The sequence below is a fragment of the Pseudoalteromonas sp. KAN5 genome (genome assembly GCF_022846535.1).
GTDB classification, from domain to species: domain Bacteria; phylum Pseudomonadota; class Gammaproteobacteria; order Enterobacterales; family Alteromonadaceae; genus Pseudoalteromonas; species Pseudoalteromonas haloplanktis.
In genome coordinates, this window is record NZ_AP025589.1 from 89,444 (window position 1) to 115,327 (window position 25,884).

General features: G+C 41.2%; 18 protein-coding genes. 15 read left to right on the forward strand and 3 right to left on the reverse strand.

Features of this window, described 5'->3' with window-relative positions; translation table 11 throughout:
• Positions 1 to 53 precede the first annotated feature (53 nt).
• Together KAN5_RS00410 and KAN5_RS00415 are read right to left on the reverse strand one after the other, a co-directional pair.
• Entirely contained in the window at positions 54 to 1,079 is a 1,026-nt protein-coding gene (locus KAN5_RS00410) for an AraC family transcriptional regulator (protein ID WP_158217505.1), read from the reverse strand.
• 8 nt (positions 1,080 to 1,087) lie between these two features.
• Positions 1,088 to 2,020: a GGDEF domain-containing protein gene (locus tag KAN5_RS00415; protein ID WP_016708522.1), complete on the reverse strand. Its 933-nt coding sequence runs from the start codon at positions 2,018 to 2,020 to the stop codon at positions 1,088 to 1,090.
• Between the two features lie 334 nt (positions 2,021 to 2,354).
• Here KAN5_RS00415 and KAN5_RS00420 point away from each other — a divergent pair, with 334 nt between their 5' ends.
• The 6 genes from KAN5_RS00420 (at position 2,355) to KAN5_RS00445 (ending at position 11,533) form a co-directional block, all read left to right on the forward strand.
• A complete protein-coding gene (locus tag KAN5_RS00420) occupies positions 2,355 to 5,141 on the forward strand; it encodes a TonB-dependent receptor (protein ID WP_244390192.1) in 2,787 nt (928 codons plus the stop codon).
• Positions 5,142 to 5,210: 69 nt separating this feature from the next.
• Entirely contained in the window at positions 5,211 to 6,512 is a 1,302-nt protein-coding gene (locus tag KAN5_RS00425) for a metallophosphoesterase (RefSeq protein ID WP_244390193.1), read from the forward strand.
• A gap of 197 nt (positions 6,513 to 6,709) precedes the next feature.
• A complete protein-coding gene (locus KAN5_RS00430; protein WP_016708525.1) occupies positions 6,710 to 8,074 on the forward strand; it encodes a hypothetical protein in 1,365 nt (454 codons plus the stop codon).
• Between the two features lie 108 nt (positions 8,075 to 8,182).
• Positions 8,183 to 10,804 carry a DUF2339 domain-containing protein gene (locus KAN5_RS00435; RefSeq protein WP_244390194.1) on the forward strand — a complete coding sequence of 874 codons (2,622 nt, stop codon included), beginning with the start codon at positions 8,183 to 8,185 and terminating at the stop codon, positions 10,802 to 10,804.
• Between the two features lie 44 nt (positions 10,805 to 10,848).
• On the forward strand, positions 10,849 to 11,235 hold the full coding sequence (locus KAN5_RS00440) for a nucleotidyltransferase substrate binding protein (protein WP_016708527.1): 387 nt from the start codon (positions 10,849 to 10,851) through the stop codon (positions 11,233 to 11,235).
• Positions 11,225 to 11,533 carry a nucleotidyltransferase domain-containing protein gene (locus tag KAN5_RS00445; protein ID WP_016708528.1) on the forward strand — a complete coding sequence of 103 codons (309 nt, stop codon included), beginning with the start codon at positions 11,225 to 11,227 and terminating at the stop codon, positions 11,531 to 11,533. The genes KAN5_RS00440 and KAN5_RS00445 overlap by 11 nt, the downstream gene beginning before the upstream one ends.
• Before the next feature lie 300 nt (positions 11,534 to 11,833).
• Here KAN5_RS00445 and KAN5_RS00450 read toward each other — a convergent pair whose 3' ends face one another.
• Positions 11,834 to 15,274 (reverse strand): PAS-domain containing protein, encoded by a 3,441-nt coding sequence (locus tag KAN5_RS00450; RefSeq protein WP_244390195.1) that lies wholly within the window; start codon positions 15,272 to 15,274, stop codon positions 11,834 to 11,836.
• A 391-nt stretch (positions 15,275 to 15,665) separates the two neighbouring features.
• On the opposite strand from KAN5_RS00450, the gene KAN5_RS00455 reads away from it, so the two are divergent.
• The 9 genes from KAN5_RS00455 to phoB all read left to right on the forward strand — a co-directional run bounded on the left by KAN5_RS00455 (position 15,666) and on the right by phoB (position 25,883).
• Positions 15,666 to 15,929, forward strand: coding sequence for a DUF4212 domain-containing protein (locus KAN5_RS00455; RefSeq protein WP_004586074.1), 264 nt, complete (start codon positions 15,666 to 15,668; stop codon positions 15,927 to 15,929).
• 11 nt (positions 15,930 to 15,940) lie between these two features.
• On the forward strand, positions 15,941 to 17,665 hold the full coding sequence (locus tag KAN5_RS00460) for a sodium:solute symporter family protein (RefSeq protein WP_016708531.1): 1,725 nt from the start codon (positions 15,941 to 15,943) through the stop codon (positions 17,663 to 17,665).
• 119 nt (positions 17,666 to 17,784) lie between these two features.
• Complete coding sequence (locus tag KAN5_RS00465; RefSeq protein WP_138554972.1) at positions 17,785 to 19,623, forward strand: DUF294 nucleotidyltransferase-like domain-containing protein; 1,839 nt, start codon at positions 17,785 to 17,787, stop codon at positions 19,621 to 19,623.
• A gap of 35 nt (positions 19,624 to 19,658) precedes the next feature.
• Positions 19,659 to 20,282, forward strand: coding sequence for a 3'-5' exonuclease (locus tag KAN5_RS00470; RefSeq protein WP_016708534.1), 624 nt, complete (start codon positions 19,659 to 19,661; stop codon positions 20,280 to 20,282).
• A 186-nt stretch (positions 20,283 to 20,468) separates the two neighbouring features.
• Entirely contained in the window at positions 20,469 to 20,729 is a 261-nt protein-coding gene (locus KAN5_RS00475; RefSeq protein WP_016708536.1) for a hypothetical protein, read from the forward strand.
• Positions 20,730 to 20,990: 261 nt separating this feature from the next.
• The gene (gene epd, locus KAN5_RS00480; protein WP_016708537.1) at positions 20,991 to 22,007 is read left to right on the forward strand and encodes an erythrose-4-phosphate dehydrogenase; all 1,017 of its coding nucleotides are present in this window, start codon (positions 20,991 to 20,993) and stop codon (positions 22,005 to 22,007) included.
• A 68-nt stretch (positions 22,008 to 22,075) separates the two neighbouring features.
• Positions 22,076 to 23,251, forward strand: coding sequence for a phosphoglycerate kinase (locus KAN5_RS00485; protein WP_016708538.1), 1,176 nt, complete (start codon positions 22,076 to 22,078; stop codon positions 23,249 to 23,251).
• Between the two features lie 213 nt (positions 23,252 to 23,464).
• Positions 23,465 to 24,529: a class II fructose-bisphosphate aldolase gene (fba, locus tag KAN5_RS00490; protein WP_016708539.1), complete on the forward strand. Its 1,065-nt coding sequence runs from the start codon at positions 23,465 to 23,467 to the stop codon at positions 24,527 to 24,529.
• Between the two features lie 664 nt (positions 24,530 to 25,193).
• Positions 25,194 to 25,883: a phosphate regulon transcriptional regulator PhoB gene (phoB, locus tag KAN5_RS00495; RefSeq protein ID WP_016708540.1), complete on the forward strand. Its 690-nt coding sequence runs from the start codon at positions 25,194 to 25,196 to the stop codon at positions 25,881 to 25,883.
• Position 25,884 lies beyond the last annotated feature (1 nt).

A 25,884-nucleotide genomic window follows, 5' to 3' on the forward strand; every position in this document is an offset into this window, starting at 1 on the left:
TCCCATTATTTGTTAATTTGCTACTAATGCAAGGGCTTTTAATAGAGTATTACTCACATTGATTTAAGTTGACAACGTAAGTTGCTAGGTGTGGTCCCAGTCCAGCGTTTGAATGCGCGGCGAAAATTGGTTAGGTCAGTAAAATTCAGTGTGCTTGCGAGGGTTTCGTTACTTTGGGCAAGAGTGGTGAGGTTAAACACTGCTGTTTGGCGGTTAATGCAATCTTGTAAGGTGCTAAAGCGAGTGTGGTGCTGCTTGAGTTTGCGTTTAAATGTGGCTGGGCTCATTGCAAAATAGTGGGCAACGGTTTCGAGGTTTTGCTGTGGGTGTTTGGTAATATACTCTCGCACAGCCTGTAGCCATGGTTTCGCGGGCAGGGGTTGTTGCCCAATAGATGCTAAAGATTGCTGGAGTAAGCTTGGGCAGCTGTCGATTAAGTGCCTGTTGTACAATTCATCACTGACACTGACCATAAATAACTGTTGCGAGAACTTGCAATTGGCTTGCAGGTTCGTTTGATACTGCTCTATATGTTTGGGTTCAGGGTAGGGAAACGAAAAACTTAAGTCACTGTTATTACCTATTCGCCATTTACAGGTTGCGGCTATAAAGCTGGCAAATAATTCACAGCAAAACTGCTCAACTAGGGTATTGATTGCCCCAAAGCTGAGGTTAATAATAAAGTAATGGCGGCCTTGATGATGTTTATGTGTTGCATTAAATAAATTGAAGCCATGCAAAGGAGCACGTATCAGGATTTTTTGTAATGAGCATAAACTTTCCGCCTGCGAAAATGCGCTATATAGCGGGTTGTTATTGAGCAATTTTCGTCCGAGTAAAAAACTAAGCTGGTGTTGGTTATCAAATTGGCGGCAGTTTTCTTGCAATTGATAAAACTGCGCAACACTAATTATGGCGGTTCCAGCGGCAAAGTCTTGATAAAATAACTTAGTGCCTTTGAGTAATTTATCTGGGTGTATGCCACGGTGTTTTGCTAAATCAGCCAGCTGTGCTGCCCACGACTGCAAGCCTTGGCAAGGGGTATCGATATAACTGACATCAGTTAGTTTTGTACTCACGTTTGTACTCACGCAGTTTGCTCATGACAATATTCGTGCAAGTGCTTATTTTTTAGCAGCCCTTGATGTAACTTACTTAATAACCCAGAAGTAGAATCTGCGCTTGTCGCAGCCACTAAGCTCGTATGTACTTTTTGTTTATAAGTTAGGGTGCTATCGCTGCTGTTAAACGAAAATGCTTCTAATGCGCCGACAATAGATGAACTCAGTTGTTCAGCTATCGCAAGTTGTGTATTAGGCAGCATAACGATAAAACAGTCACTGGCGTAACGACAGACTAAATCTTGTTCGCGGACATTGAGGGTGATCACTTGCGCAAACTCTTGTAGCAGTTTATCGCCTTCGGCATCGCCAAATTGGCGATTAAAGCGATCAAATTGGGCAATATCCAGCATCAGTAATGAAAAGCCATGTTGACTATGATGCAATAAATTCAGCTCGCGGTTGATTTGGCTTTTCATATAATCGGCACTGGCAAGGCCGCTTATGGCATCGCTGAGTTGGTGCTCCCGGTAGAAGCGCTCTCGGTTGCGCAGCTGTTGATTTATACTCATTTGCTCTTGATGCCAATGATAGAGCGCGATAGTCATTAAAATCATGCCAAAAGGGGCGGGAATTGATTCAATAGTGCTAAGCCAAGCTTGCTCATCACTGTAGCTGACAAATTCGTCAATAAAATCTAATGTCATAGATAGGTTCATAATCGCAAGGCCTGCGAATAGTAAGTTGGTAACTCGTCCTTTAGGCCTGCTAAGTAGAATAAAAAATATCCACACTAGGGTCATGGCAGTAATGCCACCTTCACCTGCGACATCAAACCAATCAACTTCACTGTGGCCTTTATATTGGCCAAAGCTGAGCGTTAGGATTAATACGCTGGTTTGCATTACAACAAAGATAAGTAGTAATGAGCGGTGTAATTTTAAAAACGATAAATTCATGTTGAGCTCGATAGGTCATGTCTGATTGGCAGAATAAGCAAACTGCTTTATTACCACTAGGGTCAGATTAGCTCACAGTGATGACATATTTTTTACCATGGGTGATTTATTTAGCTAAACACAGTGTCTTTTAGTCAAATAATGCCGCTTGGCAGGGGGTCGAATTAGCTCATTTGGGATTATTTTAGTGTTGAAAAAAACCTAATAGCAACGAATTTACAGTGTTGCGTTAGGGACTGACATATTTCTTTCATGATTGCCCCTTAGGGTGTTGCTCCAGCCACGTATTGGCAAACAAAAACCATAATCAATAGCAGCAACCAAGAGAACAATTATGAACCCGTTTAAAACGTCACCTTTTATTAAGTCGAGTATTGCATTAGCGTGTTGTGGAATTTTATATGCAACACCTGCATTAGCTGATGGTCGTGTGCAAGGTCGTATTACAGATGCCAGCCAAAGTGTGTATTTTGGTGGTGCGAAAGTATCGGTGAAAGAGTTAAACCTCAATACAGTGAGTAACCGCGATGGTTCTTTTTCTTTTAATAAATTGCCAGCGGGTGAGTACACCTTAGTGGTTGACTACATTGGCGCACCATCAGTAGAACAAAAAATAACGGTGGTGGATTCGCAGGTGTTTACACAGCAAATTATTATTGGTGAGCAACAAGAGGCCATCGATAACATTATTGTTTATGGCCAAAGTGCAGGGCAAGCTGGGGCAATTAACCGACAAAAAAATGCTGATAATTTAAAGTCAGTAGTCAGTGCCGATTCGATTGGTCAATTCCCAGATCAAAATGCGGCCGAAGCACTACAACGTCTACCTGGGATCTTTATTGCTCGCGACCAAGGTGAAGGACGTTTTGTGGGTATTCGTGGTATTGATCCTAATCTCAATAACGTCACCGTCAACGGTTTAAATGTACCTTCTCCTGAGGCAGGTGTTCGCTCAGTGGCGATGGATGTATTACCAAGTGAACTTATTCAAAGTTTAGAAGTGAGCAAAACAGTTACTCCAGACATGGATGCTAGTGCTGTTGGTGGCTCGATTGAAGTGAAAAGCTTGAGTGCTTTTGACAGAGCGGGTGAAAGCTATAGCTTTACCGCGCAGGGTTCATATAACGAGCTAGAATCTAAAACGAGTCCTAAGTTATCGGGCAGTTACACCAATATTTACCAGTTAGATAATGGCCTTGATTTAGGTGTTGCTACAGCGGTTTCATGGTCTAAACGTGAATTTGGTTCGCGTAATATTGAAACTGGAAGTGGCTGGAGTACCTTCGAAGTTGAAGACGCTGCGACTGGTGATGATTTTGACATGTTTGGTGCAGAAGAAATTGAACAACGCCATTACCAAATTACACGCGAGCGTTTAGGTGCAGCCCTTAATTTAGACCTGCACAGTGGTGCAACAGATAAATATTACTTACGCACCTTGTATAGTGACTTTTCGGATGATGAGTATCGCCTATCAAACGAGTATAAATTTAGCGATGGTAAGCAATTAGCAAGCACGGTGAGCAGTGGTAGCTTCACTGATGCGGAAATGTCACGTAACACCAAAGATCGTTATGAAGAGCAAAGCATTTTAAGTATGGTGTTAGGTGGTGAGAATCAATTAAGTGATTGGTTTATCGAATATAATGTCGGCTATTCAAAATCTGAAGAAAAAGAACCAAATCGACTTGATGCCGCGTTTACAGGTTCTGGGTTTGATTTAGGTTATGTCGCTCAAGTTGATGTTCCGTTACTTAGCCAATCAGCGGATGCTCATGACTTAAGCCTATTTGAGTTAGATACAATAGAGGCGATGAATAACGTTAGTGATGATCAAGAGATCAGTTTTAAAATCGATTTCAGCCGTAATTTTGTTTGGCAAAATAATAATGGTCAGTTTAAATTTGGTTTTAAACAGCAAAACAGAGAAAAGCGCAATGATGCGCGCGTTGCTATTTATGACGGTGATTTTTCAGGAGCATTAGCAAGTGATTTCTCCGCACCTGTACCAGATTATGACTTAGGTGACTTTGGCCCGGGTTTAAACCGCACTGCGCTGCAAAAATTTGTAGCTGAAAATAAACAATCATTTGCTTTCAATAGTAACGAGTCACAAGTTGAATCAGATGGTCAAAGCTACGTTAGTAATGAAGATATTACCGCCGCTTATGCAATGATCAGCATGGATATCGATAAGTTACATGTTGTTGCGGGTGTACGTTATGAAGGTACACAATTTGAGACTCGCGGCAATCAGGTTGAGTTAGTGGTTGATGATATTAACGATACTGAAACGGTTACCACCACACCTTGGCAAGTAAGCAAAGATTACGACTATTTTTTACCTAGCCTAAATTTACGCTATAACATGAGTGATAAATTGGTCACGCGCTTTGCCTATACCAACACGATAGCGCGTCCCACGTTTAGTGATTCAGCGGCATATCAACTAATTGAAACAGAAACCAGTGAAGAGGATGGCGTACAAGTAACCGAGCGTAAAGCTGAGGTTGGTAACCCTGACTTAGACCCTTATGAATCAATGAACTTAGATGCGTCAATCGAATATTACCCAGGCACCATAGGCGTGTTATCGGCGGGCATTTTCTATAAAGATATCGATAACTTCATCATTCAACAAGAAGTACAAGATAACGGTGACTGGGATGGTTTTGATGAAGTAGTACAAATGGTGAATGGTGGCAAAGCGTCATTAACGGGTATAGAGCTTAACTGGAATAAAACCTTTAAGTCAGGCTTTGTGCTTGGTGCAAATGGTACCTTTATTGATGCTGATGATAAGCTACCTAATCAAGCTGATACCGTGGCTAATATCATTGTTGGTTATGAAAATAATGCCATTAGTACGCGTTTAAGCGCATCATATAAAAGTGAAAGCTACCAATTTGATGATGCGGATATGGCGGTTTATGAAGATAGTCACATGCAGTTGGACTTTAGCAGTAAATACTATTTCAACGACACTATGAATGTGTACTTTAATGCTACTAACTTAACCGATGAGCCTATGTACTTGTATCATGGTGATAAGCTTTACAACTATCAGTATGAGTCTTATGGACGTACCTTTGAGCTAGGTTTTACCTTTTCTTCTTTATAGCATCAGTTAGTTAAATATTATTACAGTGAGCCTGCTTGATATTGCAGGCTTACTTTTGTTGAGTGAATTATGAATAAATTAAGTACGTTATGCATTGCTCTTAGCGCCTGCCTTGGCACAGTTGGCTGTACGTCTAAAACAACAGATGCAACACCAACAGCTGCTGTGAGTAATATTGAATTTTTAGCGTTTGGAGATGGTGGTTACCATGTTGACTATCCCAAAACCAAGCACATCAGCAATCCTAAAAATGAACAGCAGTTTATAGCAGCAGAGCTGGCTGATTGGTTAGAAGATTATCGCCCGCGCGATGAATTTGATCATGCGCCTATTTATATTTACCCAGATACTGATATTGCTACGGAGCAAGGTGGTGCGCAGGCTGTTGGTATCGCAATGGCTAAGTTATGTGAAAGCAAAAATTGCCAATTTGCAATTCAGTTGGGTGATAACGTTTACCCAGATGGCGCCGATGCCGATGATGGCAAAGACGATCAGAAGCGCTTATATGATCTTGTTTATGCGCCATTAGAGCCGTTATTTCTAGCAGACCCTAACTTGGTGGTGTATTCAGCATTAGGTAATCACGATTGGCAAAGCTCGCGTAAAGGCGTGGCATTGCAAACCCAGTGGATGGCACAGCAGCCGAATTTTTTTATGGGCGAAAATGGTTATTACAGCTACAAAATGGGTGAACCGGGCAACGACGTTGAATTTTTTGTACTTGATACCAATATGTTGTTAGCAGGACAAACCTTTTATGAAGTACCGCTTAACCCTGATGGCAGCGAAGGCGATTTACAACAAGCGATAGAAAATGGCACAGCTGAACTTGAAATTCATGATGAACATGAAGGGCCTCAAAATGGTGAAGATTTAGCCCAACTTACGTGGCTTGAACAAGGTATTGCAAGTTCGACAGCGAAATGGAAGTTGGTTTATGGCCACCATATTTTATGGTCTATAGGTGGCACTAAATACAGCGAAGGTCATGTGCTTCGTAAGTTATTGATGCCAACCTTATGTAAGTATGCTGACGGCTATATTGCTGGCCACGAGCATGATTTAGAGTTACTTACCGATGATTGCTCAAAGTTCGATTCAGGTAATAGTATTGGTAAATTACCGCTGATCATCTCAGGAGCTGCATCAAAAATGCGTGGCACACATACGCCATTTGCACAGTATCAAGAGCGCCAATACCCTGAGTATGATTTGCTGTGGTCAAAAAGTTTTGTCTGGGGGTTTAGCCATATTAATCTTGATAATCAAGCAAATAATTTGGGTGTAAGCTTTTATACTACGCCGCGAGATTTAAGTGGTAAAGTTATAGAAGAAGGCCATTTTAGCTTCGCTAAACGTACTCGTTAAATGTCACAATAATCCAGTCTGCTAGTGCAGGGTCTTGTTTGTTTTATGGACTTTAAACGTGTGCATTGTTTGCACATTTGTACAGTTATTTACGAATTCGTAAATAACTGTAAGCAGAGGTAATGCTTTGTAAATCATGGAATTATTCTTTTTGTTAAGGGTCGAATTCAAACTATTAACAATAAGGAATTGATTCCATGCAAGGCCCTTTATTTAAAACTGCACTAACAACTTCTCTAATTGCAACTCTAACTGCGTGTTCGGGTGACGATTCAAGCTCGAGTCAAAGTGGTTACATTCAATTATATAATGGCTCTTATAATAGCCCATACACGCGTTTATTCATTGATGATGCTGAGCGTTCGGGTACTGATTTTGGTGATGTAACGACGCGCCATAATTACAGCACTAATAGCTACGATGTAAGCTTTGAATATGTAGATGCAAATGACAGCTATATTACGATCAGCGAGCAAACAGTGACGGTCAAAGATGATATGACCCAGCTGTGGGTAATGAATGGCGATTTTTCAGAGCCGACATTCAGTGAACTAAGTGTGCCTACAGGCGGTGATGAGGGGTCAGCTAACTTAGGCTTTTTTAATATCGTTGGCGAAAACTTGAGTTTCGACGTGTATTTAGCAAATGATGATGGCTTATTTGAGACTGCAGAACTTATTGCTTCTCCCACTTATTTAAATGAGTTAGCGTTACAAAGCTTTGACGAGGGTTATTACACCTTGTATTTAACGCAAAGTGGTAGCACAGATGTGTTGTTTGAGTCAGCCACCGTGTATTTGAATGACGAGGCAAGCTATGTAGTGATGATCCGCCCAAGTTACGCCACCGAAGAAAACGGTATTACCCTTGATGTTGTTACTTCAAGCAATAGTGTTACTGCACTTAAGCACCAGAATGCGCAGGGGCAATTACGCTTTATCAATACCATTGATGATTATTCACAAGTTAGCTTTAGTGCAACGCGAGGCTCACAAGCCAGTACCACAGATGTAACAACTAACGATACGTATTCTAACTATATTGAGCTTGATCCTAACAGCTACAGTATTGCGATGTTAGATGAAACAGGTAGCAAAATTGTCGATAACTTTTTACTGACTCTTGAGCGTGAACAAAGCAATGTTGGCATTTTTTATAATGACAAAGATTACGGTCCACGGATGATGACGGTGAAAGAAAGCTTAACCCCGAGTAGCTACAGTCATAAAGTAACAGTTGTTAACTTATTAGATAGTTACGCAGGACAAGAAATTAGTAACGTTGATGTAGTATTTACTCTCAATGGTGAAACGGTTGATGATGCGAAAAATATTATTGATGGCATTGATCAATACGACCAAGAAGACCAAGTTGTTGATAATGAAATTTATACTACCTATGTGCTTTATGAAGATAATGGCCAGCAAATTGTGTTGATGCAACAGGGGGATATGGACTTTAGCCAAGAAGGTAATTACATCTTAATTCTTGAGCATGATGAAACAAGTAGCACAGGTTATAAAATGACGCTAGAACGTACCGTTACTGATTCGGTAGAATAGCCTGATATTAATCTCAGCCTTGTCGCGGTGAGGCTGAGATTTTTTGGGTATATTTTCAATACACTTTACGCTATAAGGAACTATTAAAAGTAGTCAAGGATTGAAAAAGTGGATGATGTCATAGGGCTCATAGTCATTTTATCGTTAGTTGTGGTTGCAGGCTCGATTGCAGGTTTAGTTGCTTTAACTAAAGTCAGTACGTTAAAGCAAGAGGTTGTACTTTTAAAAAAACAACTACAGGCAGTTATAGCTCACAAGAGCAGTCAACAACAAGCTCACAGTGCAACACAAACAGTACAATCGCACGTTGAGCCAGTACAATCACAGCATGTCAATGTCGTTAAACAACAAGATGCAGTCATAACGCAAACAACAGTCACTGGCCGCGAAAAACCATCTTCTCCTTCCGCTATTGATCTTTTTGTTAATAAATTAAAAACTCAGTTTCAACAAAACTGGATGACCTGGATTGGCGGTGTCGCGTTGGCCTTTGGTGGGATTTTTTTAGCGAAATATAGCTTAGATGCGGGGTTATTATCGCCAACATTACGACTCACATTGGGTGGTTTATTTGGTGTTACGTTAATTGCAGGGGCTGAATACTTACATCGAAAAGGTATTGTTTTTGAAGGGTTTAATAACTACGTTCCTGCAGCGTTGGCAGGTGGTGGGTTTATTAGCTGCTTTGCTTTAACCCTGCTTGCCTATTCAAGTTATGCGATGTTAAGCCCAACAGTTGCTTTTGTGATGCTGGCTATTATTGCTCTGGCTGCAAGTTCTATGGCACTGCGCTTAGGACCATTGCTCGCTGTGTTAGGTATTGTTGGTGCTTACAGCGTGCCAATCTGGGTGAATACTGGTAGCGGTAACTTAGTGGCATTATTGATGTATATTGGCTTGGTGACTTTGTCAGCAGTGTTAGTGGCACAAAAGGTAAAACGGCCATGGTTGTGGTATTTACTTTGGGCAGGGCATATTGGCTGGTATTGGGTAGCGCTGAGTGTCATAAAGCCGACTCAATATTGGTTAGTAGGTGGTTTTGCACTGCTATCAATTATTGGTTTAATCGCGATGATGCGTTTAGGGTTAACCCTGCGTTTATTGGAATATCGGCCACATAGTTTAAAGCGGTTATTAAAATTACAGCCAGATCATCCATTATTGTTAGCGATTGTGGTGCCATTATTGATCACCATAGTAATCTCTATGGCAAGTGTACAATGGCAAATTGTGCTGCTGTGTTTAATTGTTATGCTGCTATTTTTAGTGCTGCAAAATAGCCGTTGGGATCTATGGCAAGGTCTAGCGCTGTTAATTGCCGTATTGCTGGTAGTCAGTCAACACGCTTATCACATTGATAGCCACGACCATTTATTCATATTCAAAAATATCTATGGACTTGGTTTATTGCTCGGCATTGGTTTTTGTTTATACGGGCTGTATTTTGGCGCGCGTTACTACAAACGTTTAAGTTTTCACTTAGTGGCCGCCTTTAGTATGTTTACCTTCATTGCTACGCTTTACACTTTAACCCCAGCGCAAGATTTAGCGGTAGCCTACTCATTATGGACTGTAATACTGCTTCTGGGCAGTGGTGTACTCATTAAGCGTGCGCAAGCTGCTCGCACACAATGGCAACAGTTTAGTTATTGGCTTGGTGCTAATGCCAACATTACGCTGTGTTTAACTATGTTACTTGCCGATAGTGGTTTAACGCTTGCGTTGGCTATTCAAGTGTTGGTTATTAGTTTTCTCGTTAAACGTCACAAAGTGCCAATGCCGCACTGGCCAATTAAAGTATTAGTCGCCGTGGTGCTTACAAGGCTAACCTTTGCGCCATGGGTATACGATACCGATTTAACCTTTTTAGCATTACACTGGAGCATAGTGGTTTACCCCATTGCTATTGGATTGTTTTGGTTTGCTGCCAAACAATGGCAACAAACAGAGATGAAAATATGGCTAGAAGGCGCTGCACTGCATTGTTTGGCATTATTTATCACTACCGAAACGAGCTATCAATTGGTTGGGCATTATCCTCAGCTTTTTTCTCTAAGCTTTTATGAGCAAGTATTACTTAGCTGTAACTGGCTTGCACTGGGTTGCGTTTATTTATATCGTGCACGAACTGCTGGGCAGTTGGGTAAGCTATACCGCACAGCCGGCCTGAGCTTATCTGGGTTAGCGGGCTTATTGTTAATAAACACAACACTACATGATAATCCGTTATTAGTACGTCTATATGTAGGGGAAACGCCGTTATTTAACTGGCTGCTTTTCACCTGGTTAGCCCCGAGCCTGCTGGTAGCGTGGTTAGCAAGTTTAGTTAAACCTTTAAATGTTAAATTGAACCAAATAGTGCTACTTGGGTCTGGTTTATTAGCTGTATTGGCAATCAATACATTGATCCGCCAATACTGGCAGGGTGGCTTTATTTACCTTGATAAAGCAACCAGTGACGCCGAGCTATACAGTTACTCGATCATTTGGTTAATACTGGGGGCGTTGGTCGTGGTCGCAGGACATTTGAAACAGCAGCTGCTGTTACAAAAAGTTGGTTTAGGCATTCTTGGCGCGGTGATAGTGAAAGTGTTTTTAATTGATATGGCAAGCCTAACTGGTTTACTCAAAGCGGTATCATTTATTGGGTTAGGGCTATCGCTTGTGGGCTTGAGCTGGTTGTTCCAAAAGCTCAGGAGTAAGACTAACCATAGAGATGTGCTTGGGTAAATTGCTTGGCTGTATTAAACTAGTAAAAAATAATTGAGGCTGATATGTTAATTTTAACACCATTTGGTAAAGCACTTTCGTCATTAGAACTGGCGTTGCAGCAACCCAAAAATGAATTTATTCGAGATAGTGTTATTCAGCGTTTTGAATACAGTTATGAGCTTGCTTGGAAGATGCTCCGCCGTTACTTAGTTGAAGACATGGGCGCTGAAACACTCGCGCCACTAAGTCGTAAAGATTTATTTAGATTAGCCGCTGATAAGCAACTAATAAATGACCCTCTTCCTTGGTTTGAATACCATATTGCGCGAAACACAACTTCCCATACCTATGATGAAGCGGTTGCTGAAAAGGTCTATCAAGCTGCAAAAGCTTTTTTTATCGATGCCAGTCACCTGTTAGCAGAGCTTGAGCGTAGAAATGCAGATTGAACAGCAACACTTAAAAATCATAGAAGATTGTTTACAAAAGCAAAATTTAAGTGATAAAGGAATAGATGTATATATATTTGGCTCTCGAGCTAAAAATACTGCTAGAACTTATTCTGATCTAGATTTGGCCTTAAAAGCTAAAAACAAAGTAATTGAACACACCGTTATTTTTAAACTTAAAAATGCGTTTAGTGAATCAAACTTACCCTACCTAGTTGATGTGATAGATCTAAACGCCATAAAGCCTGATTTTTATAATGCGATTAGTGATGATCTTATTCCTCTTAAGTATTTATAAATACTTAAGAGGCGTTTATACCCAAACCACCTCAATATGCAGAATTCAGCGTTTCACAGGTGCTTAATATCAAGGCGTTACTTTGCAAGAATCAGTCCCTTTTAAGAAGGAACAACGATGAGAGTAAGTGCCTGTGAAACGCCCAGCGGGTTGGTTTAAAAGCGATTTATACTGCGTTATTGATTTTAACAAGGGAATCACCATTCTTTGCAATCAATGCCTTGCCTAAACCGCTTTTAATTCCAATGACGCTCGCATCTTGAGGTGGCTTGGGTATATATCCCTTTGAAAATTTTCACTTCACGTACTGTGATTCAGCAGTGCTTTTAATTTCCCTGGTTTTATTGGTTTGGATAAGTAATGAATATCCTCAGCTTTTGTGGCCTGTTTTAGCTCTACGTCACGCACTGCGGTGATCAAGATAGCGGGCACATTGGCTTGCCAAATCTCCCGTAAGGCTTTTATTAAGCTAATACCGTCATGTGCGTGACCAAGCTGATAGTCCATTAATATAACATCCGGTGCACTGTGCGTTTGTGCGTATTCCAGCACGCTTTCTACTTGATCAAATAACTGATAATCAGCCTGCCACTTTTGTAATAAGCTTGCCATGGCATTGAGGTTTTCAGGGTCATCATCAACGGCGATGATATTCATCGCAGAGCGATGTTCAAACAAACTGTTAGTTGCCAGTTTTTGTTGTACAAACTGACTCTCACCATAAGGTATTTCGATACTAAAACAGCTGCCTTTTTGTGGTGTTGAGCGCACATCTAAACGAATTGAGAGTAAATCAACCATGCGCTTAACCACACTTAAACCAAGACCAACACCTTTATTGTCAGAGGCTTCCACGCGGTAAAAGTCGTTGAATATTTTTGCTTGCTCTACCTCGCTAATACCGGGACCTGTGTCCCAAACCTCAATACGAAGGTGATGTTTGCGTTTACGACACGCCACTAACACCTTACCTGAATTGGTATATTTAACCGCATTTGATACTAAGTTCTGTACAATTCGTCGCAGATAGGTGATATCACTGTGGACAATATGTTGTGCACTGCGAACCGTGAGCTTTAGGCCTTTTTCACTGGATAAAATAGCGTACTCGTTGCGCAGTGGTGCCAGAATATCATCAATACTAAAGTGACGTGGGGTAGGAGCCATTGCACCTTGCTCTAATTTGGCTATTTCTAATAATGCTGACATTAAATGTACCGTTGAATCGAGACTGGCGCCGAGCTTTTCAAAGTTATTAATATTGTTATCAGTCAGCGACTTTTCATCAATGGCAGCAAGGTATAAACGAGCGGCATTGAGGGGTTGTAAAATATCGTGACTGGCTAAGGCTAAAAAGCGGGTTTTGCTGTCATTTGCTTGTTCTGCCTCACGTTTTGCTAAAGTGAGTGCTTGCTCCGTTTGGACGCGGCTTTCTATTTGCGCTTCAAGATCTTTATTGATGGTACGAATTTCTTGGGTACGGGCTTCAATGCGGTTTTCCAGATCCATATTGACCTCTTCAAGCGCATTTTGTGTGGCAATGTGAGTAGTGATATCTGAAAAGCTGGTTACAAAGCCGCCGTCGGGCAGTGGATTACCTATCATTTCGTACACTAAGCCATTACGACGATGACGAATAAAGTGATGCGAACTGCCATTTTTTAAATGTTGTACGCGTTTTTCTACTTGGCGTTCTATTTCACCTGGGCCACATTCACCGCGCTCTGCGTTATAACGAATAATATCTTCAATTGGTTGGCCTACCTCTAAAAATCCCGCGGGATAGCTAAACATTTCTGCGTAGCGCTTATTCCATGCTACGAGGTTTAGCTCTTTATCGACAACAGAAATACCATGACTAAGGTTTTCTAGTGAGGTGTAGAGTAGGTTCTGGTTAAATTGCAGAGCTTGAGTGGTTTCATCAAAAAAGTTAACCACCTCTTCAAATGCCATGCGTTTACCCGAGGCCACCGTGTGAATAAGTGCTTGCGCCGAGGAGGCACCCAATACGCCAGTTAAAGCACGTTCGCAGTAGGCGATAAACTCAGGATCAGGGTGTGTATTATTATCATCAAGTTGATGGGTAAGCGAAAAATGCGCGAGAACTTGTTGACTACGTTGAATCCCTAAAAAGGTTTGCAGCAGCACTTTAAAATCGTAGACAGTGGCTTTTACATTTTTGTTTAAACGCCTTGCCAGTACCGCTTGCTCTTTAGGGTTTACAAAAGCGGCTGCTTGAATTTTATCGATTAAGCGCTCATCAGCCCCTAATGAAAAGCTAATGTAACAACCTATATTGGCAAATAAAGCGATTAAAGTACCGCGGGTGATCAGCGTTTGTTGTAGCTCTGTATCAAGGGTGTTACCTGCATCGAGTATTGGCAGCATTAAAAACAGTATCCAACAGATCAAACCTGCTAATAATCCTGCATACACACCGTAAGCATGGCCTTTACGCCAGTATAAACCGCCCACAATAGCAGGCAGTAATTGTGTTACAAGTGAGAAAGCGACTAAGCCCATGCTCGCCAATGCTTTACCATGACCAAACCATTGTTGGTAAAAGTAAGACAAGATCAAAATACCGGCAATTGTAAAACGTCTCACCAAGAGTATTTGTGGTTTGTAGCTGCTAGTGATCAGGTTACGTTTGAATTTACGGCGCAACATTAATGGCAATACCACATCATTTGAGATCATGGTACTGAGGGTGAGCGTTGCAACAACAATCATGGCAGTTGCAGCGGATATACCGCCAATAAAAACAAAGGTGGTAAGAAGCACATTGTCATGCATGAGTGGCAGTGCCAGTACAAAACTATCGGGTGAGAAACCATTGCCAATTTCAGGGTGAATAGCTGCAGTAGCTATGGGTAAAATCATTGCCGCAGTCAGCAATAAATACAGCGGGAAGGCCCAGCGAGCGGTAAATAAATGGCGTTTGTCTTGGTTATCAACCACGGTAACGTGAAACTGACGTGGTAAACAGATAATGGCCGCGGCGGCCATTAATGACTGACCAATAAAGTTAAAGCTCAAAAAGTTAAAGTTGTTCCAGTGTTGCCACAACGATTCTTTAATTTGTAGTTCGCTGGTACTGGGTAAGTTATATAAAGTGAACAAAGCTAAACCAGCTACAGCCACTAAAGCCAGTAGTTTTATCATCGATTCAAACGCTACCGCAAGCATTAATCCTGAGCGGTATTCGGTTACATCCACTTTGCGAGTACCAAAGAAAATCGCAAACATGGCCATGATCAAAGTGGCAGATAACGCCACCATTGAACCGGATATTTTGTTGTCGCTTTGCAGTAGTAAAAAGCTGTTACTGAGTGCTTTTAGTTGCAAGGCGATATAGGGAATAGTTGCCAGCAAGGCAATTACAGTCACCATTATGGCGGTGGTTTGCCGCTTGCCATAGCGGGCTGAGATAAAGTCAGCAATGGTGGTGATATTTTGTTTTTTACTCACGAGTACTAGTTTACGTAAAAACCCTTGTCCGAAAAAAAACAACAGTGCAGGCCCTAGTAAAATTGGCAAGTAACTCCAGCTGCTGGTGGCTGCTGTGCCCACAGAGCCGTAGTAAGTCCACGAGGTGCAATAAATACCTAAGGAGAAAGAGTAAACAAAAGGGTGGTGGCTAATTCGCTTGGCTAAGGGGGTGGTCTTATCGCCCCAGTTTGCTAACCAAAATAAGATGCCAATGTACGCCAAAGCGACAAAAATAAGTGCAGCAGTCATGTATATATTCAATTTTTATTTTGTTATTGCACACCATACCAGAAGTTCTCCTTGTTTTGAGCTGTCAATTTTTATAGTTATTTCACCGCTAATGTTATCTTCTTGATTAGTAAGTGAAATTTAATAAGTTGCTGATCTATTAGACTAATGTCGCAGATCTGCAACATAGCTTAGGTGAATACCGAAAATAACCTAGCGAAAATAGTTAACACAATGATAAATAATGTTTTTTACTTATATTTAACAACTGCCAATCTCCAGTTTACGTAAACGTTAATTTGATGTTACGACTATGGTCTCAATTCAATATTAAGACGGCGTTGCTAAATTGGTTAACGAAGACAACAAAACACACACATCACTTTTTGCGGTGTTAAAGAGGAAATAAAAAATGGCTTTTAAAGATGAAGAACAAGCAAAAGCTTATTGGGCGGAAAACATTTCACTGCTGTTTAAATTATTAGCAGTTTGGTTTGTCGTGTCATTCGGGTTTGGCATATTACTGGTTGATGTACTTAATGAAGTGCGTTTTTTTGGGTTTAAACTTGGCTTCTGGTTCTCCCAGCAAGGCGCGATTTATACCTTTGTGGCTTTGATTTTTGTGTACGTTTTCAAAATGAATACGTTAGATAAAAAATACGGCGTAGACGAATAAGGAGCTAAGCAATGGATGTTCAAACACTCACGTTTATTATTGTCGGTTTAAGCTTCGCGCTTTATATCGGCATTGCAATCTGGGCTCGAGCTGGGTCTACAAATGAATTTTATGTAGCGGGCGGTGGCGTTCCACCTCTTGCAAATGGTATGGCTACAGCTGCTGACTGGATGAGTGCGGCGTCATTTATCTCAATGGCGGGTATAATCTCTTTCGCCGGTTACGATGGCGGTGTTTATTTAATGGGTTGGACAGGTGGTTATGTATTACTTGCCATGTGTTTAGCACCTTATTTACGTAAATTTGGCAAGTTTACAGTGCCAGACTTTATCGGTGACCGTTATTACTCACAAACGGCCCGCGTTGTGGCAATTTTATGTGCCATTTTTATCTGCTTTACTTATATTGCAGGCCAAATGCGCGGTGTAGGCGTTGTATTCTCTCGTTTCTTAGAAGTTGAAATTGAAACTGGTGTTTACATTGGTATGGTTATCGTATTCTTTTATGCTGTTCTAGGTGGTATGAAAGGTATTACTTACACCCAAGTAGCACAGTACTGTGTATTGGTATTTGCTTATCTTGTTCCTGCTATCTTTATCTCTATGATGATGACAGGTCACTTCTTCCCGCAAACGGGCTTTGGCGCAACATTAATTGGCGGCGATGGAGCGTATGTTCTTGATAAACTCGATGGCTTAAGCGCTGAGCTTGGTTTTGCACAATACACTGAAGGCTCTAAGAGCATGATTGATGTGTTTGCCATCACTGGTGCTTTAATGGTGGGTACTGCTGGTCTTCCTCATGTAATTGTACGCTTTTTCACTGTACCACGTGTTAAAGATACCCGTATCTCTGCAGCATGGACTTTAGTATTCATCGCGATTGTTTACACCACAGCACCTGCAGTTGCGGCATTTGCCCGTGTTAACATGATTGATACGATTAACGGTAAAGATGGTAGCGGTACAGAATACGCAGAAGCACCAGCTTGGGTTAAAAACTGGGAAAGAACAGGCTTAATCACCTTTAATGATAAAAACGGTGATGGCAAAATGTTCTACACAGCGGGTAAAATTGATGATCCAAATAGCGCTAACGAAGTTAACGTTGACCGCGACATCATGGTACTTGCTAACCCAGAAATCGCTAACTTACCTGCATGGGTAGTGGCACTGGTGGCGGCCGGCGGTATTGCTGCGGCACTTTCCACTACAGCGGGCTTACTACTGGTTATTTCGACCTCCGTATCGCACGATTTACTTAAGCGAACACTTAAACCTGATATTAGCGATAAGCAAGAGTTACTCGCCGCGAGGTTGGCTGCCATGATTGCGATTGTTATCTCCGCTTACTTTGGTATTAACCCGCCTGGATTTGTGGCGTCGGTGGTGGCATTTGCATTCGGCTTAGCAGCTGCAAGTTTCTTCCCGGCGATCATTATGGGTATCTTCTCTAAGAAGATGAATAAAGAAGGCGCAGTCCTAGGTATGATAACCGGTATTACCTTTACTGCGGCTTACATTATCTTCTTCAAGTTTATCAGCCCAGAGCTAAATAACCCTGAGCATTGGTTGTTGGGTATTTCACCGGAAGGTATTGGTTTAGTTGGTATGGTTATTAACTTTGCAGTTGCTGCAATTGTAGCTAAGTTTACCGCAGAAACCCCGCTTGAAATCCAAGAAATGGTTGAGGGGATTCGTAATCCTAAAGGTTCTAGTGCTGCACACGCACACTAACAACTCTGATACTCTATTAATTTATATTGATAGACCCAAAAGCCCGACTTAAGTCGGGCTTTTTATTTATCGCTGATAGCAGTACAGTGATTGTACGATTGTTTTTTGCGAGTAGATAAATGAATAATGAGCAACAGGAAGTCGCCCAGTTTGTACTAGCACAAATGCCATTTAGCGACCTTGATAGTAGCGCAACCGATTACTTTGTAAAACACCTCGATGTTATTTATCTGACCCGTGAAAACCAAACGCAATGGCTACAATCAGCTTCCCCTAAACTGTTTTTAATTCGCTCTGGTTTATATGATTTAGTGGATGCAAAAGGCGATGTAATAACCCGTTTAGCGCAAGGCGACTATTTTGGTTTTCCGTCATTATTAACCGGCGAGGCAATTAAAAACCGTCTAGAAGTACAAAAAGAGGGCATTGTTTATATGCTCAATCAAGATGCGTTTGACTATCTGCGCCGTGAATATAAACCATTTGAACAGTATTTTGTTCGTGCACATGCTAACCGGTTGTTGTCGTCACACTATAAAAGCCAAAATGACAGTTGGTCTGAGCGAAAAATATCAGAGCTAATGTCTCGTAAAGCTGTGACCTTGTCACCGGATGCGAGCATTCGTCAAGCCGCAAAAAAAATGAAAGAGCACGGCGTATCATCAATTATGGTTACTGAATATGAGCGCTTAGTTGGGGTGGTGACTGACCGCGATTTGCGAAATCGCGTATTAGCTGATGAAGTCGACCCACAGCAGGCCGTAAGCTCAATAATGAGTGCTAAACCGAAGTTTATTTTTGAAAATAACAGGGTGTTTTCTGCGCTGCATTTAATGCTCAAACATAATATTCATCACTTACCTGTATTGGACGAGCATCACAAAGCGTTAGGAATGATTACCAGTACCGATTTGTTACGCCAACAAAAGAGCGATCCGGTGCAACTTATTGGCCGTATTTATAAAGCACATAGTGTGACAGATTTAAAACGTTATGCGGCTGAAGTTCCCGAGTTATTGCGCAGCTTTTCGCATAATATTGATGATATTTCGCTAATTGGTAAGTTACTCAGTGGCTTGACTGATGCGCTAACGTCTCGATTAATTTATCTATTTCAAGAAGAACATGGCGCAGCGCCGACCAGTTTTAGTTTTATTTGTTTTGGATCACAAGCACGGGAAGAGCAAACCTTGCATTCAGATCAAGATAACGGTTTATTACTGCCGGATGATTTATCTGAACAACACCAAGATTATTTCCGTCGCATGGGGGAATTTGTCTGTGAGCAATTGGTTGAGTGCGGTATTAGGCGTTGCCCTGGTAATATAATGGCCAGCAGCGAATTGTGCCGAATGAGTATATCGGATTGGTGTGATAAGTTTTTTACGTGGATAAAAAGCCCAACGCCGCAGGCTATGCTTAATTGTAAAATATTTTTTGATTTACGTTTTATTGAAGGTTCAACAGCACTTTACACAGCATTTTGTGAGCAATTAACCCGTATTTCTCGCAACGAATTATTTTATGCAGCAATGGCAACGGATATTAAGTCAAACTCAGTGCCAATTGGTTTATTTAACCAGTTTAAACTCGAAAAAGACGCTAAACAGCATAAATACATTGATTTGAAAAAACGTGGTGTAGTGATCATTAACGACATTGTGCGTTTATATGCGTTAAAAGCGGGAATACGCCGAGCAAACACTCAAGAGCGCTTAGATGCATTGCTGAAACATGATTTATTAAATAATCACGATGTGTATAACTTAAAGGACTGTTGGCGATTTTTAACTCAGTTACGTTTGCGCACACAAATCAACGAGGAAGGCTTACCCAGTAATTGCATTAACCCAGATAAATTAAATTCTCTTGAACGCCACCAATTAAAAGAAGCGTTTTATCTGCTTAAGCTGGCGCAACAAGCTGCGGCATTTAAGTTTGCCCGTGGGAGTTTATAACTATGTGTTTTGCAATGAATAAGGTGACAAGCTAAGTGGTTAAACGTTGGTTGAATCGTTATTTTGCGCGTAAGCAATTGCTTGGCGAAAACGCATTAACGCAGCGCTACTTGGTGATTGACTTAGAGCTAACTGGGCTTGATCCAAAACAGCATGAAATTGTCTCGATAGCCTGGGTGTTGATAGACAATCAATGTATTAAGTTAAGTCAAGCGCAACATGCGATTAATAAGGATGTGCGGCATCTTGAGCAAAGCCCTGTATATCATGGTATTGCCCAGCAAGACGTGGCTACAGGGCAAAACTTGACGGCTATTTTAGCGGCCCTAAGCAGCCACTTTGCGGATGCTATTTTGGTGTTTCATAATGCCACATTAGACTGGGGATTTTTAAAGCAAGCATTTCAAGCGAAGGGAGTAGCTGCACACCCTAAATTGATACTCGATACCTTTCATATTGAAAAAAAACGTCTGCACCAACAAGGGCATGAAATTGGCCTGGATGATTTAACGCTTTCTGCATGTCGTGCGCGATATGGGTTGCCGCATTATGGTTGCCATCATGCGTTGACAGATGCCATGGCTACTGCAGAGTTGTTGTTGGCACAATGTCATCAAATAAGTCGTGGCCAGCAATTAAAACTAGCTGCGTTGCTCTAAGGTAATGCTGGTTTGAGTATTGTCACAATTTATCGTCACTGAATGGCTGCTATAATTAGCATCTAAATCAAGTCATAAGTATTAATTTTTATTTTCAATAACAGGCTTTTGCAGTGCGGTTATTCGGTACGGTGCTTGCTATTATAGGGCGCTGTTATTTTACTTTATCTGTTGGTTTTTTACTCTATGAAAAATAATTTACTGCCATCTTTAGCGGGTGTTTTAGCAAGCTTATTTGCTGTATGGTGGCTACATGGATTTTTAATGGCTGATCAATGTTTAGACGCCGGTGGTGCAATTGATTATGAGACTAACCTGTGTTTGAGCAAAAACGATCAAGTGATCGAGCTGGCTACATCGTCAAGCATGCTAGTGATATATTGTCTTGTTATTATGATCGTTTCCTTAATAACCAGTAGCCTGATACGTAAGCTATTTAAACGTTAGCGGATATAGGGTTAGGAGTTAGTTGCTAGGGTATGGTTGGTTACCTAAGTGGGCCATCTAGGTTGTATTGCAAACATTTATTTAACCTTACCACTTATATTCAAACTCAAGGTCGATTACCAAAATTGCGCCATCTTAGCAGGTTAATTTTAAGTTTCTGCTGTTAACCTCTTATATTCAAACTCAAGGTCGATTACAATACCGCCATCTCAAAGGCAGGTTGCCTTTATCTGCAAGCAACTAGAGTGGATTTTCTTTCTAATGGCAATCAAACTTGCAATTAATGGTTTTGGTCGAATTGGTCGAAATATTGTCCGCGCGCTTTATGAATCGGGACTTAGTGACAATATTAAAATTGTTGCGATTAATGAACTCGCCGATCCTCAAGGGATTGCTCACTTACTGAAATATGACACCTCTCATGGTCGTTTTAAGTATCCAGTTACGTTGGGGGAAGACTCCCTAAATGTTGCAGGCGATACCATTGCATTATTTTCTGAGCAAAATCCAATTGAGCTGCCATGGCAGTTACTTGATATTGATGTGGTTTTAGAGTGTACCGGTGTTTATCATTCTCGTGAACACGCGCAATTGCATTTAGATGCAGGGGCCAAAAAAGTTTTATTTTCTCAGCCAGCTGATGCAGATGTGGATGCCACGATAGTGTATGGTATCAACGACGATGAGCTGCTTGCTGAGCATACGATTGTGTCTAATGGTTCATGTACGACTAACTGTATCGTGCCAGTTATCAAGGTACTTGATGATGCGTTTGCTATTGAGTCAGGGGCGATTACCACTATTCATGCGTCAATGAATGATCAACAAGTGATTGATGCTTATCACCATGATTTACGTCGTACCCGTGCTGCAAGTCAGTCTATTATTCCTGTTGATACTAAGTTAGCTCGTGGGATTGAACGGATTTTACCTAAGTTTCATGGCCGTTTTGAAGCCATTGCGGTACGCGTGCCTACTATCAATGTGACAGCGATGGATCTAAGTGTAACAGTCAACGCAGATGTTGATTTAAACGCGGTGAATAAAGTATTAAAAGCTGCAGCGAAAGATCGTTTAGAAGGTATTTTAAGCTATACCGAAGAGCCATTAGTATCCGTTGATTTTAATCATGACCCACATTCTTGTATTATAGATGGCACACAGACACGAGTCAGTCATAAACGGCTGATAAAGTTGTTAGTCTGGTGTGATAATGAATGGGGTTTCGCTAATCGGATGCTCGATACAGCACGAGTAATGATGGCAGCAAGTAATTAATATAAAAGTTATACCATAAAATAAAACCTATATATTTCAAGTCAGTATCGTTAACTAAGGAGAAGTCCATGTCGGTCATAAATATGGCAGATTTAGATTTAAACGGCAAACGCGTGTTAATTCGTGAAGATTTAAATGTACCAGTAAAAGCAGGTAAAGTGACCTCAGATGCACGTATTCGTGCTGCATTACCAAGTATTAAGCTTGCTCTTGAAAAAGGCGCTAAAGTAATGGTGATGTCACATTTAGGCCGCCCTACGGAAGGGGAATACAACGAAGAGTTTTCTTTAGCTCCGGTTGTTGATTATTTAAATGAAGCACTTGAGCAAAATGTACGTCTTGAAAAAGATTACTTAAATGGCGTTGAAATTGCTGATAATGAAGTGGTGGTTTTTGAAAACGTACGCTTTAACGTTGGTGAAAAGAAAGACGATGAAACGCTAGCTAAAAAACTAGCGGCATTATGTGATGTCTATGTAATGGATGCATTTGGTACGGCTCACCGTGCGCAAGCATCTACCCATGGCGTTGGCTTATATGCAGATGTTGCGTGTGCGGGGCCACTTTTAGCCGCAGAATTAGAAGCGTTAGGCAAAGCACTTGATAACCCTGCACGTCCACTTGTGGCAATTGTTGGTGGTTCAAAAGTATCAACTAAATTAACGGTACTTGATTCATTGTCAACGATAGTTGATCAACTTGTAACTGGCGGCGGTATCGCGAATACTTTTATTGCTGCAGCGGGTTACCCTGTAGGTAAATCATTATACGAAGCTGACTTAATTGACGAAGCAAATAAGTTAAGTGCAGCGGCGAAAAGCAATAATGGCGAAATCCCAGTACCAACAGATGTTGTTGTTGCTAATGAATTTTCTGAGTCTGCTGTGGCAACATTAAAAGATGTTAGCGATGTAACAGACACAGATATGATTTTTGATATTGGCCCAGATACGGCTAATCAACTTGCAAAAATTATTGCAAATGCGGGAACTGTCGTCTGGAATGGCCCGGTTGGCGTATTTGAATTTGATCAGTTTGGTAATGGCACGCGTGCGATTGCACAAGCGATTGCTAATTCTAACGCATTTTCAATTGCCGGTGGCGGTGATACGTTAGCAGCCATTGATAAATATGGCATTGCCGATAAAATCTCGTATATTTCAACTGGCGGTGGCGCTTTCCTTGAGTTCTTAGAAGGGAAAAAACTACCTGCAGTTGCTATGCTTGAACAACGCGCTAAGTAATTAGCGTTTGCTTAGTGTGCTTATTTAAGTAAGCACACTGAGTACGACCAGTTATTAAATACCTCTCACCCTTATTTAATTACTGGTTATGTATAACGGTAAATTTGGCATAAGCCGAGGCTATCGAGGTGCAGTGATTGCACCGAACTCAACTATTCCGTTCGAACTAGGTAGTGGTGCGTGCACTGCTATCGACAATTTGGAGAATACCAAATGGCTTTAATCAGTATGCGACAACTTCTTGATCATGCAGCTGAACACGGTTATGGCGTACCTGCTTTTAACGTTAATAACCAAGAGCAAATCCGCGCTATTATGATGGCGGCTGATAAAACTAACAGCCCTGTGATAGTACAAGGTTCAGCTGGCGCTCGTGCCTATGCTGGTGCCCCATTTATTCGTCACATGATTTTAGCTGCCATTGAAGAGTGGCCACATATTCCTGTGGTTATGCACCAAGATCACGGCACTTCACCTGGCGTTTGCCAACGTTCAATTCAATTAGGCTTTTCATCAGTGATGATGGATGGTTCATTAATGACTGATGGTAAAACACCATCAAGCTACGACTATAACGTTGATGTTACACGTAAAACTGTTGAACTTGCGCACTCATGTGGTGTGTCTGTTGAAGGTGAATTAGGTGTACTTGGCTCACTTGAAACAGGTGAAGCTGGCGAAGAAGATGGGGTTGGCGCAGAAGGCAAATTAACCACAGATCAGATGCTTACCGATCCTGAAGAAGCAGCTGACTTTGTCAGTAAAACTCACGTGGATGCACTGGCAATTGCTTGCGGCACATCACATGGTGCGTACAAATTTACCCGTCCACCGACAGATGATATTTTAGCAATTGATCGTATTAAAGCGATTCATGCGCGTATCCCTAATACTCACCTAGTAATGCATGGTTCGTCATCGGTACCGCAAGAATGGCTTGAGATCATTAACCAATACGGTGGTGAGATCCCTGAAACTTACGGTGTACCAGTTGAGCAGATCATCGAAGGTATTAAGTTTGGTGTACGTAAAGTGAATATCGATACTGACTTACGTTTAGCATCAACTGGGGCTATTCGCCGTCATATGGCGTTGAACCCAGCCAACTTTGATCCACGTAAATATTTAGCCGAAGCGACAAAAGCAATGACAGAGATCTGTGTTGCACGTTATGAGTCATTTGGTACTGCAGGTCAAGCTGGTAAGATCAAGCCAATTTCATTGGATGATATGCACCTTAAGTATTTAACTGGTGAATTAGATCCACAGATTAAATAAGTTAACTCATTAAGTTGTTTAATAAATAAACAGCCAGTAGCGTTATGTTACTGGCTTTTTTTGTCGTTGATCAACAGAGATCATTATTTTACCAAGCATTGAATTTGGGATCACTGACTTACTAACTTGATATAATTGGGATCAGATTTTTACTAAGGATCAGCTTTGTTGTGAGAGTTTTTGTTGTATAAATAACCACTTCACAGCTTGCTTGTTTAAATGATCAACAACTTACAGATTTTGCTAGGTAAAACAGTGATCCCAGATCGAGCTTGGTTAGTAAAAGCGTGATCCCAAACTCAATGCTTAGTAGAATTTTGATCTCTATAAATGATCAAAGCAACCCGTGCTATATTCATAATTATGCAAAGTTCGATCCCGCCATAATGATGAAGAATGGCTATGGAAGCAGAATCACCCCTCGTCAGAGAAATAAAATAAGAGTGCCTTTAGTTAAAGTTGATACGAGCTAAAATATTTCAACTAGTAAAAAAGGGTTAGTTTAATTGCTTGTACTGAGCTTATTTACGCTTATTTAGTTCCTGATATCGGTTAATTGCTGTTTTTTTCCCTGCATTTTGATTTACACGTTACACTTTCATAAAAATGTCATACTTAGTCATAATAATGAAAACTAGTTCGATAACGAAAGAGATAAATTGGAATGTCACGTAAAGTACTTGTCGTCGATGACGAAGCACCGATCAGAGAGATGCTGGTTTTTGTATTAGAGCAAAATGGTTTTCAAGCAATTGAAGCTGAAGACTATGATTCAGCAATTGCTGCTATGGTAGAACCTTATCCTGATATGGTGCTACTCGATTGGATGCTGCCAGGTGGTAGCGGAATTCAAATAGCCAAAAAGTTTAAGCAAAGCGAATATACTAGGCAGATCCCGATTATCATGCTGACGGCCCGCGGAGAAGAAGAAGATAAAGTTCGTGGACTTGAAGTCGGTGCAGATGATTATGTTACTAAGCCATTTTCACCTAAAGAATTGATGGCGCGTATTAAAGCCGTAATTCGTCGTGTTTCACCAACGTCATTGGAAGAAGCGATTGATGTACATGGTTTACGCCTTGATCCTATTTCACACCGTGTTACTTCACAAGGTAGCGAGCTGGATATGGGACCAACTGAGTTTCGTTTATTGCATTTCTTTATGACTCACCCTGAGCGAGTGTATAGCCGTGAACAATTGCTAGATAACGTGTGGGGGACTAATGTCTATGTTGAAGATAGAACCGTAGACGTGCATATTCGTCGCTTACGTAAAGCGATTGCTCCGCTTGGTCATGACCGTTTAGTACAAACTGTACGTGGTGCAGGTTATCGTTTTTCGAGTAAACTATAAA